This window comes from Salinivibrio sp. AR647, assembly GCF_001995415.1.
Lineage (GTDB): Bacteria > Pseudomonadota > Gammaproteobacteria > Enterobacterales > Vibrionaceae > Salinivibrio > Salinivibrio costicola.
Map to the genome: position 1 here is coordinate 419,789 of NZ_MUFE01000005.1, position 13,238 is coordinate 433,026.

11 protein-coding genes are annotated in these 13,238 nt (G+C 48.6%); 7 read left to right on the plus strand and 4 right to left on the minus strand.

The features are described from left to right. Positions 1-22 precede the first annotated feature (22 nt). The 5 genes from fghA to BZG76_RS08645 all read left to right on the plus strand — a co-directional run bounded on the left by fghA (position 23) and on the right by BZG76_RS08645 (position 5,644). A complete protein-coding gene (gene fghA, locus BZG76_RS08625; protein WP_077460935.1) occupies positions 23-859 on the plus strand; it encodes an S-formylglutathione hydrolase in 837 nt (278 codons plus the stop codon). Between the two features lie 333 nt (positions 860-1,192). Next, the gene (locus BZG76_RS08630) at positions 1,193-2,662 is read left to right on the plus strand and encodes a HEPN domain-containing protein (RefSeq protein WP_241824066.1); all 1,470 of its coding nucleotides are present in this window, start codon (positions 1,193-1,195) and stop codon (positions 2,660-2,662) included. Positions 2,663-3,193: 531 nt separating this feature from the next. Continuing rightward, positions 3,194-3,736, plus strand: a complete 543-nt coding sequence (locus BZG76_RS08635) for a hypothetical protein (protein ID WP_131825318.1) — start codon at positions 3,194-3,196, stop codon at positions 3,734-3,736. Between the two features lie 335 nt (positions 3,737-4,071). Continuing rightward, on the plus strand, positions 4,072-4,287 hold the full coding sequence (locus BZG76_RS08640) for a TIGR02450 family Trp-rich protein (RefSeq protein WP_077460985.1): 216 nt from the start codon (positions 4,072-4,074) through the stop codon (positions 4,285-4,287). 118 nt (positions 4,288-4,405) lie between these two features. After that, positions 4,406-5,644 (plus strand): DEAD/DEAH box helicase, encoded by a 1,239-nt coding sequence (locus BZG76_RS08645; protein WP_077460937.1) that lies wholly within the window; start codon positions 4,406-4,408, stop codon positions 5,642-5,644. A gap of 15 nt (positions 5,645-5,659) precedes the next feature. Here BZG76_RS08645 and BZG76_RS08650 read toward each other — a convergent pair whose 3' ends face one another. From BZG76_RS08650 to BZG76_RS08665, 4 genes are all read right to left on the minus strand, one after another. Beyond that, the gene (locus BZG76_RS08650) at positions 5,660-6,355 is read right to left on the minus strand and encodes a VC0807 family protein (protein ID WP_077460938.1); all 696 of its coding nucleotides are present in this window, start codon (positions 6,353-6,355) and stop codon (positions 5,660-5,662) included. 157 nt (positions 6,356-6,512) lie between these two features. Further along, complete coding sequence (locus tag BZG76_RS08655) at positions 6,513-7,487, minus strand: calcium/sodium antiporter (RefSeq protein ID WP_077460939.1); 975 nt, start codon at positions 7,485-7,487, stop codon at positions 6,513-6,515. A gap of 117 nt (positions 7,488-7,604) precedes the next feature. Further along, complete coding sequence (locus tag BZG76_RS08660; protein WP_077460940.1) at positions 7,605-9,302, minus strand: glycoside hydrolase family 32 protein; 1,698 nt, start codon at positions 9,300-9,302, stop codon at positions 7,605-7,607. 101 nt (positions 9,303-9,403) lie between these two features. Then, a complete protein-coding gene (locus BZG76_RS08665; protein ID WP_077460941.1) occupies positions 9,404-10,396 on the minus strand; it encodes a LacI family DNA-binding transcriptional regulator in 993 nt (330 codons plus the stop codon). 284 nt (positions 10,397-10,680) lie between these two features. On the opposite strand from BZG76_RS08665, the gene BZG76_RS08670 reads away from it, so the two are divergent. Next, positions 10,681-12,114, plus strand: a complete 1,434-nt coding sequence (locus tag BZG76_RS08670) for a sucrose-specific PTS transporter subunit IIBC (protein WP_077460942.1) — start codon at positions 10,681-10,683, stop codon at positions 12,112-12,114. Between the two features lie 27 nt (positions 12,115-12,141). Further along, positions 12,142-13,077, plus strand: coding sequence for an aminoimidazole riboside kinase (locus BZG76_RS08675; RefSeq protein ID WP_077460943.1), 936 nt, complete (start codon positions 12,142-12,144; stop codon positions 13,075-13,077). Positions 13,078-13,238 lie beyond the last annotated feature (161 nt).

Consider the following 13,238-nt stretch of genomic DNA (forward strand, 5'->3'; position numbering starts at 1 on the left):
GCAACGCGGCGGTAAAATAACCATGCAACTAGAAAAAATAAGCGAAAATAAAGTCGCAGGCGGTTGGCACCAACGTTGGCAGCATGACTCTAGTGCCACCAACGGCAAAATGACCTTTGCGATCTTTCTGCCTGAGAAAGCCAACACCCAACCGGTGCCCGTGCTCTACTGGCTCTCGGGCCTGACCTGCACCGACGAAAACTTTATGCAAAAGGCCGGCGCGTTTAAACAAGCCGCCACCTTGGGCATGGCGATTGTGGCGCCGGACACCAGCCCGCGCGGCGAGGGTGTGGCGGACGCCGATCAATACGATCTCGGCCAAGGGGCGGGGTTTTATGTTAATGCCACCCAAGCGCCGTGGCAGTCGCACTACCAGATGTACGACTACGTCGCCAATGAGCTGCCCGAGCTGATTGAATCGCACTTTGCGGTCAACAACCAGCGCGCGATTGCCGGACACAGCATGGGCGGCCACGGCGCGCTAGTGATTGGTTTACGTAACCCCTCACGCTACAGCAGCATTTCGGCGTTCAGCCCCATTTGTCATCCCACCGAGTGCCCGTGGGGTAAACAGGCCTTTAGCGCTTATTTAGGCGATGACGAACAAACATGGCAAGCCTACGATGCCACCGTGTTACTCGCCCAAGGCCCCACCGCCATGCCGATGCTGGTGGACCAAGGCGACAAAGACGGCTTTTTGGCCGAGCAGCTTAACCCGCAAGCCCTAAAACAAGCAGCAGAGAAACACAACTCCCCGCTCACCTTGCGCATGCAATCGGGCTACGACCACAGCTACTTTTTCATCAATACCTTTATTGATGAACACCTCGCCTTCCACGCCACCCGCTTTGCGCGGTAGGTACAAACCACGTCGAGACCCCAAGCGGCCACCCAGGCCGCTTTTTTGCACCCATTTCACAAAACATGGCTTATCTAACACTTTGGACAATAGCGCACGAAAAGCAAAACAGCGCTTGATACACTAACCCGCAAATTAGCCAATCAAATGGCGTGTTAGGTGCCGACAACTGATCGGCGGTAGCGTGGTGAATGCATGGATGGTTAACCAGCTTATCGCTTGGGGATAGAGTGAATGCCCGATTGGAGATAGGCGGCGTGCATACTATCACCTCTGAGGACTTAGTGATAAAGATAAAAAACTTCATTAGTATCATTTGGTTATGGATAAGACGTGGCGTATAACGGTTTTGGAAAAACGAGCATGCTCACTAATACAATGTTATACAAAATTTTAAGTATGCATTGGAGGTTGGATTTATTTATGAGTATCAGAGAGCATCTAACAGCATTAGTTATTGAATTGAAATATATTCATTCCGAAGCATTTTCTTGGGGTAAAGATCATGGCTTTCCTTGTTTTGTTACAGATGATACGTATGGATACCAAATAAGCTTCACACCTAAGGCAAATGATTATCTTAGAAAGCTTGCAATAGTTATATTTGAGAACCGTGATAAGCATTTACCAAAGATAGAACTTGGAGGTTACATTAAAGTAACACAGCAGGTTGTTGCAAATATGTTTGTAGCGGGTGATTTTGATGAAAAGTATATGGCTGGTGATAAGTCAGCAATTAAATCTCTTAAGCAACAAATTGAGCAAGTTATTTCTGAAAGTGTCAAATCGTTTACACATTATTTCCCCGCTTGGACTTTAGGTGTCGAGTCCGAAACCCCATTTCAACTGGGACCAGTTCTGTTTATCAGTCGAGAACACTGGATCGATCAAGTCGATTTTCCTCAATCGGGTAAAGATAGCTATTTGGGCGCAATTGAAGCTAATAACAACTGGAAAAAATTACTCAAAGATGCATTAAGTAGCACAAGCCATCAAAGCGAAATTCTAGGCTTGGCTTCTGATGTTTACCGTGCTGTAAAAGATTGCCCCGCACTGATAAAAGTTACTGTTAATGGTTTTGAACGAGACTATTCTCGCAAGCTTGCTCGAATAGTTGCAAAAAGCGCTCTTGATTCATTGTCCTTACTTTTAGGTGGGCGTTCTTCTTTTTTGCGTCAAGCTATACATGAAGAGAGGTTGGGTCCTACTCGCACTCATCGTCTAATTGAAACAAATGGAAATCTTTGGCTTCCGGGGTCAAGGCTAAGTGATAGGGTGAATATGATTTCTAAGCCTAAGCTTGAGGAAGCCATGACGACTATTGAATCATGGGTTCCTTCTATCGCTTTCGTTTTAGATGGATTACTCAATCCAGAGCGGCATTCTTACCCTAAATTAGTTATGCGGTGGGCTACAGGTTTAGATTGGTATGCCGAAGCATGCCGAGAGTCAAGTGATTCAGTAGCTATTGCAAAGTTAGGTACGAGTCTAGATGTCCTTTCCAATGGCGGGAAGTATGTTGGTATTTCAGGCATGGTTTCAAGTCTCCTTGGAGTTAACGGTAGTGATATCGTCGTTAAAGGAGATAAACCTAAAACTCTAGACCAGTTAATTAAGCAAATCTATGATGACGGTCGCTCAAAGGTGTTACATGGAACTTATTACGATAGATTAGAGTCCCTAGAATCAGAAAGAAAATTAGCCGAAGAGATAGCTCGAATGGCACTGATATCTGCTGCTTTGTGTTTGTCTAAATATAAAGGCGATGACGATGATAAAGCATTTAGAGATATGCAACCATAAGTGACGCTGAGTCCATTTTGTATAACAAACGAGTATGTCGTCAATCCTAAACTTTTTCTCGTTCCCACGCTCCTGCGTGGGAATGCATATCTAGCTCTAGCTATCATTCAAACACAAACAGCACCATAACTTGTGTAACGTTACGCTGGTTAGGGCTTGTTCGCTAAAGGTATTGACGTTGTCCGCGAGTGTTAGAATAGAGATCAAGTGCAGCTCGGTGATCTTGTGGCGAATCCTGCTTATAATTCAAAATCCATATACATTACCTCGCGGGAGCGTGGGAACGAGTAAGAGCTCTGTCTCAAACTAAGCTTAGGGTAGTTAGGGCGGTATTTAGCTGTGCGGAACAATGATTCCGAGCACGCATTATCGTTATTGACGTCGGGGTTGGATGTGCCCTATTTCACATTTAATGGCTTTGATGTTTCCCAAAATGACGCCTTAGTTGAAGTGAAGTGTTACGCTTATCACTATTGGGGGGTAAACGCTTTCCTTATTTAAATGTATCTTTTAATTAAATGGTTAAAGGTAATGAAAAAAATAAATAATTTTTTTATCTCGATTATTGTTGTGCTAGGTTTAATTGGTTGCTCAATAACTCCTGATGAAGTTATACAGACAAGCTTAAATGGTTATACATATAACAGTTTGGCTCGGAATTATCTTGACCGACCCACTGAAGTAAGCCTTCGGGGAGATACATTTGTAGTCAAAGTACAAGGTTATGGGCAAGACGATATTGGCATGCTGACTGTCGATCGTGAGGACGTAGATGAAACTGTGGCTGCTCTTGATAAGTATCTTGAATGGGATAGTCTGGCTACTAAGCGTGGCGATGTCATCAAAAAGAACATTAGTAAAGTCGGAAGCTATACCTATGCTATCTTCGGTACGAAACCGGGTGAGCACTTTTTTATCTCTCATATTCCAGTGCTAGGTGATCATCTAGACGTTAACTATGTTGGCCAGTTAGCCGTTTTATTTCCTCGAGATGAAGTTATAGAGTTACGGAAATTACTTGTTCAATTCAAAACTAACTCTTTTAAGCGACCTGATATGTCTGTTTATAAATAGACACCTTTTCTCGTTCCCACGCTCCCGCGTGGGAATACATATCTAGCTTTTATTCAAACACAAACAGCGCCATCTTCAGTGTAACATTAAGCTGCCTAGAGTATTGAACCGGCTTGTTCGCTAAAGATATTGACGCTGTCCGTTACCGTTAGAACATAAATCTGGTGCAGTTTGGTGATCTTGTGGCGAACCCTGCCTATGATTCAAAATCCATATACATTCCCACGCAGGAGCGTGGGAACGAGTTACACCAATCCCAACCACTGAACCAAACCGAACCACGTTCGTACTGGGTATCGTTATTTTTAACCGAATCAATATCTAACGGGGTGAGTGTGAACCAAATCAATCCAGCCAAGTTACGTAATAGCAAGTGGACGGCGGTAAAACCCATCCATCGCGAGAAGCACTTTTTGGTCTCTGACGTTGAGTATGATGAAGACGGTGTGGTGGTGGTGTGCGTGCTCGAGTCAGTGATGTCGAAAAAAGAGTATCCGATTGACTGGCGTGAGCTCAAAAATGATGAGAAGTGGCGTCAAGGATGGAAATGAATACACGCGGTGTGAGTATCTAAAATAGGCGGGGTTATCGAGCAGAGTGTGGTAAAGTCCGCGCCCTGTTTTCACGCATCTTTGTGATGTTGGCTGCCGCTAAATAAAGGTCTCGTTCATGCCGTTTTCTGCTCTCTCCTTGTGTTCTAAATTGCTTCACGCACTGCCCACCGCGTTTAAAAAACCAACGGCCATTCAAGCGCTGGCGATCCCTGAGCTGTTAGCCGGTAATGATGTATTGGCATTGGCAAACACCGGTAGCGGCAAAACGCTTGCCTACGGTTTGCCTTTGTTGGAAGCGTTAAACGCAAACCCTCAGCATCAAGCGCTGATTTTAGTGCCAACGCGTGAGCTGGCGATGCAGGTCAGTGACGCGATCAACCAAGTGGGTAGCGCCTTAGATCTCAGTGCCATTTGCTTGTGTGGCGGTGTTGATAAAGCGGCGCAACAACAAGCACTGGCGGATAATCCCAACATTCTTGTGGCGACGACAGGGCGCTTGGTAGATTTAGCCAATAATGGTTTGGATTTGAGCACGGTACATTATCTTATTTTGGATGAAGCGGATCGTTTGCTCGATATGGGTTTTTGGCCGGATGTGCAAAATATTGCGATGCAAACTGCACGTAAACGCCAAACTGCGATGTTTTCAGCGACGTTTTCCGATGCGCTCAAGCAAAAAGCCAACCAGCTAATGGTTGCGCCAAAACAGCTCGCCGCGCATCAAGAAAACAGCACCCATCAAGAGGTCACAGAAACACTTTACTTGATCAACAAAGGCAGCAAAGCGAAAGCCTTGATTGAATGCATCAAGCATCATGCTTGGCCGCAGGTGTTGGTGTTTGTGGGAGCGAAAGAAAATGCCGATGGCTTGGCGAAAAAGCTCAACAAAGCGGGCATCTCGGCCAGTGCACTGCATGGCAATAAAGTTCAAACCGAGCGAGAGCAAGCCCTGGCGCAATTCAAATCTGGCCAAATCAACGTGTTGATCGCCACCGATCTATTAGCGCGTGGCATTCACATTGAACACTTACCGGTGGTGATTAATGTTGAATTGCCCATGCACGCCGAGACCTATATTCACCGCGTGGGGCGCACTGCTCGTGCTGGTGAACAAGGTGTTGCTATGTCTTTGGTGTGTCATGGCGAAATGGACGCACTGAACGCCATTCGTCAACTCACGCAAAGAGCATTGCCGGTGCAAGAGCTGGACGGTTTTCCGGTGACAGACAAACCATCGATAGGGGAAAGCAAACGCGCTCCTCGCGACAAGAAAGCCAACCGACGCACGAATGCGAAAAAGAGCATTAAGCAGTTCCAGGCGAAGCCGAAACGCCCAGCGCCGGGGGCAAAGTAAGGCGTGTCAGGGTTGTTATTTGAGGTGGAAGATTTGCTCTGTTTCTAGCGATGTCATCGCGCGTACCTGACGCCAAATGTAATAGAAAATACCGAACATCATCAACATGCTAGGGATAGCAATCATCGGGTAACTGTATAGCGTCATCTTACCCAGCTCTTCATTAAAGGCGGGCGTGCCCGCAGGGCTGGTCACGATCCAAGTCGCCAGGAAGTAATTCATCGCTGATGAAAACGCAAAGGTGCTGGCGAATAGATAGTTAGACCGCATCAGACAACGTTCAAAGGCTGAGGATTGACCATTCTCTTTTAAACGCTGATTAATCAACGAGAGGTTGAGCACGGTGTCATTCAATATTAACTTTTGCATCAGTGGGTAGCGGGTAAAGGTTGAGCCCAATACGGTTAAACCGATGAGGCCCGGGATCAGCGCCTCTTTTAAGGCTAACCAACGCGTATCTAGCTCCAACAAGCCAATACCGCCTGTCAGTAACACGCTGATAAAGCCAAGTGCAGCGATAAAATTGAATTTCTGGTTGCGGACCAGATCCATCCCGCCGTATATGAGAGGAAACGCCAAAGCGACGACCAATGCCATGGCTGTGCCTAGGTATTCATCCCCGCTCAACTTCATCAGGATGATCGAGGGGATAAAAACGTTGAACAGGATTTCAAACAGGGGACTCGGCTTCTTCGCCGTCGTGTTACTCATAGTATTTTACTGACTCTACGCGACATGAGCTGCCATTGTACTGTGCCACGCAGTGTTCATCTAGTCGCGATTGATGTAAAGCGCAAAAGCGCACCGCTGTGTAACTATGTGTGAAATCAGCAGGTGTTTGGCTCTTAATCGCTTTTACTTTTAAGCATTAAGCTGAGTGCGTCGCATAAACCAGCATGCTGGTGTAGCCCACATAGCAGGCGAGCAGTAACACCCCTTCCGCGCGGTTAATTTCGCGTGTTTTGCCAAAGCGAACAGAGACCAAAATCAGCAATACGGTCACAGCCAGCATCACCATCCAATCTCGCCAGAAGACTTCTCTACCAATCTCGTTAATGGGCTCGATAAGGCCGGCGATACCAATCACGGCCAGCGCATTGAACATGTTCGAGCCGACCACGTTGCCCACGGCGATATCATGTTCGCCTTTGCGGGCAGCGATGATAGACGCTGCCAATTCAGGGAGGGAAGTGCCGAGGGCGACGATGGTTAGGCCAACAATCAAATCACTCACGCCAAGTTGTTGCGCGATTTCAACCGCGCCCCATACCAAAATCCGCGAGCTAATAATCAGCAGTACTAGGCCAATCACCAGCCATATCAACGCCTGTTTTCTAGAAAGTGGTTGATTGGTTAGCTCGGCATTCACCTCCTGCGCGAGCGGATCGTCATTGGTTTGCATAGCATGCTTGATGGACCATCCAACCAGCAGTAAAAATCCACCGATTAAGATCAAGGCTTCGGTAAAGCTAATGGCATAATTCCATAGCATGGCGCCAACCGCCAAAGTGACGACGAGAAGAATAGGTAATTCTTTACGGACAATGGTGGAATGCACCGCAATCGGGGCGATCAGCGTGGTGACCCCGAGAATTAAGGTGATATTGACGATGTTAGAGCCTATCGCATTGCCCAGCGCTAACGCCGGGTTGCCATCCATCGCGGCCATCGCCGAAACCACCATTTCTGGCGCGGATGTGCCAAACCCGACCACCAACATGCCGATTAATAAAGGAGGCACGTTGGCGTACTGAGCACTCGCAGCCGCGCCGTCGACAAATCTGTCGGCACTCCATACCAACAACGCAAATCCAGCGATAATCGCAAGTGTTGCTAGCAGCATAGGTTCCCCTTCATTAATACTGGTTGATGAACGAGGTCTGTGCCCATCAAGCGTCGCATGAGATCGGTATTAATGACATAGTTTTTAAGCTTTGCAACAAAAAAATGTATGGCAACGTTAACCCACAGTCGCCTTCTTTAACGCATACCAATCAATCTCCTTTGGTAGGGGGACATCGTGATGATCGCGTGTCACAGCAAGAAAGGTCGCGTCGGTAGCGCTGAAATAACGACTAGTCATTGTCCATTGGCCATTACTGATAAAAAACTCTAATGAGCTGGTATCGGCGAGGACTTGTAGCGGTAACTCTTCCAACTGCTCAGGCAAGTGAATACAGCGACGGGTGTCTCCTTCCGTGGCGAGGCTTGTACTTCTATCAAGCGTTAGGGTGCGATTGTTGCCGTCAATGGTGAGGGCACAACCAGACGGCTCCGTCGATGTCGCATGAGAAGCAATGCCACTGCGACTGTGAAAATACAGAGTGTATTGTCCGCTTTTTGGAATGGGTAGATTGGTACTGAGCTCAAATTGCTTAGTGCCCAAATCCACGGTGGTCGCGTCGCTCTCGGTGCGAATCACTAAAAGTTGCTGAGGACCTCTAAGGCGTTGCAGTGCGGTCGCTGGACGCTGATGAATTTGCCCATTTTCCCAGCGTAACTCACGTGGACAGGTTAACTGATGCAACCAGCCCGCACTTTGACTGGGTTGATCCACCTCGTCTGGGAGACCCATCCAAGCTATTAGCATGCGCTTATTGTCAGGGGTCTGAGCTGTCTGTGGCGCATAAAAATCAAACCCATGATCCAGTATCTGCCAATCATCAAGTTTGATGCCGTCTGCTTCTAGTGTGGCTTTGGCGTAACCATTATGGTGAGGCACGTGGTGATCGGGCGTTGGCGCTGTGCTGCCTTGTGGGCAGAGGATACACAGCCATTGGTCGTTTAATGGGAACAGATCGGGACATTCCCACATATAGCCATGGTCGCCGAAGCTGTCGCCACTCAACCCGTCGTAGCGCCAATGCAGGCCATCCATGGAGGAATACTGCGCCAGGCGACCTATTTTGTCTTCACGCTGTGCGCCAAGCAACATCCGGTAGTGTTCGCCATCATGAATGACTTTGGGATCGCGAATATGCTCGGTGACGCCAGCAGGTGGGGCATCAATCACTGGCCCAAGCTTTTCAAAGTGAATGCCATCGGTTGACCGAGCCACACACTGGGTGGTTTGGCGTAGGCGCTCAGGGCCAATACGGGTGTTGCCGGTGTAATAAAGCCATAAGGCGTCGTTTATTACCATGGCGTGACCCGAAAACACCCCGTGACTGTCATACCAATCGCTGGGGGTAAGACCAAGGGGCACGCTTCGCCATTGCACCCCATCAGGGCTGATGAGATGTACCCAGAATTTATCTTTGTGCTCGCAGGCAAACGGGTACCACTGATAAAAAAGGTGATAGTGCCCTTGAAAGTAGATAAAGCCATTGGGGTCATTGAGCAGCCCTTGAGGTGGACTGATATGCCAAGTTGGACGATGGAAGTCTGTCTTGCTGATTGAAGCGTAGCAGGGCGCGGCTTGCTCACGCAGGTTGTGATCGATAAGGCGTCCCAGAGCCGTTAGTGTGCTCTGATTCACGGGGTGAGCAAGTGTGATTTGGCGCAGCGAATGGTCAATCGTATTGATTGAAAGGGCTTCTTGGTTTACGCGCTCAAGCTCAATGAGCTCAATGATTATTTTGCCTTGATGACGCAATACGCGGCGCAGATTATCTGCGCCACCGCACGCATCAACCAAGCTTGCTGGGTTTATTTCCATCTATCCGTACCAATGCTATTTTCGGGAACGTTCCAAAAATAGCGAATAAGAGGGTAAGAGTGCAAGTGGAATTTACCTCTTCTGCTTAACATATCGCCTTTTTAGGGGCAGGTGTCACGGCTAACGTAGTTAAATCCCATCACTAATTTAGAGACATGGCTTTGTCCCGTTTCCAGTAATTCAAGCAACATTTTTGCGCCGCTTTCACCTGCCGCATCAAAGGCATAGTTAAAGGTGGATAGGCTCGGTGATACTACGTGTGCAAGCTCATCATCACCCACACCAATCAGCTTCACAGTGTGACCCGGTGTGATCCCATGTGTTTGTAGGGCTTGGATGGCACCAATAGCAATACGGTCGGTGGCGCAAAAAACGCCGTCTGTCTCTGGATATTGATCGAGCATAGCGGTCATCGCGACATGGCCAGATTGAATCGAGAATTGCCCTTGATAATGGAATAAAGGTTCGGTTTGACTGAGTGTGGTCAACGCATTCTCAAGTCCTTGATAGCGCTGCTGATCAACCGCGATGTCTGCGGCTTGCACACCTAGGAATCCGATACGTTGACAACCGGCTTTAATCAGTTGCTCGCCGGCGCAAAAGCCAACCCGGTAATCATCATGAATCACGCTGGGGATGCTGTAAGGAGAGCCATCTTGACCAATCACCACGACTGGTGCACTCGAGCGCTTAATTGCTTGGACCAAGGCGGGGTTGAGTGTCGATGCAAACAGTAGGATCCCTTCTACGCGTTTTTGGTTGAATAAATCGAGATAATGACAAATACGCTGATCGTCCTGGCGAGTGTTAGCCAAAAGCACTTGTTTCCCTTTTTGATCAAACACATGACTCAGGCCATCGACACTGGCTGACATGGCGTGGGATGACACTCGTGGGACAATGACACCGATAAGGTTAGTTTTATTGGATTTTAAATCCTTAGCGATTTGGTTAACGACATAGCCGCATTGCTCGATGGCGCGGTTCACTTTTTCAATGGTCGCTGGTTTCACGCCATATTCTTGGTTAATTACGCGTGACACGGTTGATTTGGAAACACCCGCCAAACGGGCGACATCATTCAAGCTAGCCATGAGTTCTCCTTTGCTTAGCGCATCATCATCGGTGCATTTAGTGCTCCTTTGCAAACAAACCTATCCAAACTCCCTTTTTTTAGTGATAAATATCACATTTATGGCAGGGGGTGAACCATGATTTACTGATCGGTATCACAGCCATAATCCCTGATACTTGATGGATTAAAGGATTCAGCTCATTATTTTCGGGATCGTTCCCGAAAGTGTGGAACGTGTGACGGCCACATTAGAAAAAATAGCGACGGTGGCAAAGACAGTGAGAGCGTGCAGGGGAAGTAGCCATGAACTACCAAAAAATAGCACAACAACTACTCGATAAACTGGGTGGAAAAGAAAATATCGCAGCGGCGGCACATTGTGCCACGCGGCTAAGACTCGCACTTCATGATGATAGCCTCGCGGATTTAAGCGCGATTGAATCAATTGAAGGTGTGAAAGGGCAGTTCCAAGTCAGTGGTCAGTTACAGATCATTTTCGGCTCGGGCATTGTCAATAATGTTTATGCTGAGTTCAGCAAATTGACGGGTCAGTCAGATATGTCGTCGAAAGACGTCGCTGCCGCCGGTGCCGAGAAACAAAATTGGCTACAACGTGCGGTAAAAGGGCTGTCAGACATTTTTGTTCCCATTATTCCAGCCATTGTCGCCGGTGGTCTGTTGATGGGGATTTTCAACATCCTCACCGCGCCAGGTTTGATTATCGATGGCAAGTCCTTGATTGAGGCCTACCCACAAATGGGTGATCTGGCCAGTATGATCAATACGTTCGCCAATGCGCCATTTGTGTTCTTACCTGTACTGCTTGCGTTTTCTGCGAGTAAAAAGTTTGGTGCTAACCCCTTTTTGGGGGCCGCGTTAGGCATGTTAATGGTTCACCCAGACTTGCTTAATGGCTGGGGCTTTGGTGGTGCGGCAGTGTCTGGAGATATCCCGGTGTGGGAAATCTTTGGCTTTGAGATCGAAAAAGTCGGTTATCAAGGGTCGGTGCTGCCGGTGCTGGTTGCAACCTATATTCTCGCACAAGTGGAGCAAGGGTTACGTCGCATTATTCCCTCAGTGCTGGATAACTTGCTGACCCCCTTGCTGGCGATTTTTATTACCGGACTGATCACCTTTACCTTGGTAGGCCCGTTTACACGAGAGCTCGGCTTTTTGCTCGGCGATGGTCTGAACTGGGTCTATGAATCCGCAGGGATGATTGGCGGTGCTTTGTTTGGCTTTGTGTATGCACCTTTTGTGATCACCGGGATGCACCACAGCTTTATCGCGATTGAAACTCAATTATTGGCCGATATTGCAGTCACTGGCGGTACCTTTATTTTCCCTATCGCGGCGATGTCGAATGTGGCGCAAGGTGCAGCCTGTTTAGCGTTTGGGCTAAAAACCGCGGACGTCAAAGCGAAAGGGATTGCGATGCCTGCAGGGGTGACAGCACTGCTCGGGATCACTGAGCCTGCGATGTTTGGTATTAACCTTAAATACCGTTATCCGTTTATTGGTGCGCTTGCAGGTGCGACCTGTGCGGGGGCTTTTGTCACCTTCTTTAAAGTGAAAGCACAAGCGTTGGGTGCAGCGGGTCTACCAGGGATCATCTCCATTCGCCCTGACGGTGTGGTGCCTTATATCATTGGTATGGCGACTGCCTTTGTTGTTGCGTTTTCCGTAACTTATGTATTGGGCGCCCGTAAAAAATACGCACAAGCTGCGGCGGCGTAATCGAGTCTTGAACGAGGAGCAAGCGTAATGAGCAAGGTATGGGTTACCGGTGATGCCGTGGTGGATTTGATCCCTGATGGCGAGCATCACTACCTGAAATGTCCAGGTGGTGCCCCGGCTAACGTCGCCGTGGCAGTCAGTCGACTTGGTGGACAAACAAGCTTTATTGGCCGTGTTGGTGGCGATCCGCTTGGTCGTTTTATGCAGACTACCTTAGCAAATGAAGGTGTGGACATTGCGTTTATGCATCGCGACGAGGCGCAACGTACCTCAACTGTATTAGTCGAGCTGGATGATCATGGTGAACGAAGCTTCACCTTTATGGTTAAGCCCAGTGCCGACCAGTTTGTTCAGCCGTACGACTTCCCATTGTTCGAAGAAGGGCAGTGGTTGCATGCTTGCTCCATTGCCCTTGCGAACGAGCCATCACGCTCTGCCACACTCGGCGCGATGCAAGCATGTCGTGATAATGGTGGCTTTGTCAGCTTTGATCCTAATTTGCGTGATGATCTTTGGCAAAGTGAATCACAGATGTTAGAGATTGTGTGGCAAGCCTTGCCGTTGGCGGATGTGGTTAAGGTGTCTGATGATGAGCTTGTCTTACTCACTAAGCACCTACGCACTGAAAATAACTCTGTGAAAGCAGGGTTAGCCGCATTATCTGAGCGCGCACCGAATGTGTCTTTGTGGGTGGTGACACAGGGCAGTGAAGGTGCCCGCGTCGCGTTCAACCATACTGTTTGGCAGGTGCCGACCACACCGGCAAACGTGGTGGATACCACAGGCGCAGGTGATGCGTTTATGGGCGGTTTGCTTGCTGCGCTCGCCCAGTTGCCTGAGTGGCAGACACCAGAAGCAGTCACCAAGGCAGTGCGCCAAGGCAACCGTTGTGGCGCGCTGGCTACAACAGAAAAAGGGGCAATGACTGCATTACCCACAGCGGATCAGCTCAGCGTTGAATAGCGCCATATCCGCGCAATTCACGACGCGCCCTCACTGTTGGGTAGGGCGCGTTCGGGGGCGATAAGCGGCAGGGTAATGGTGAAGCAGCTACCGTGTTCGGGCTCACTTTGTACCTCAATGCGACCACCGAGGATGCCGGTTACGAGGTTGAAGGTGATATG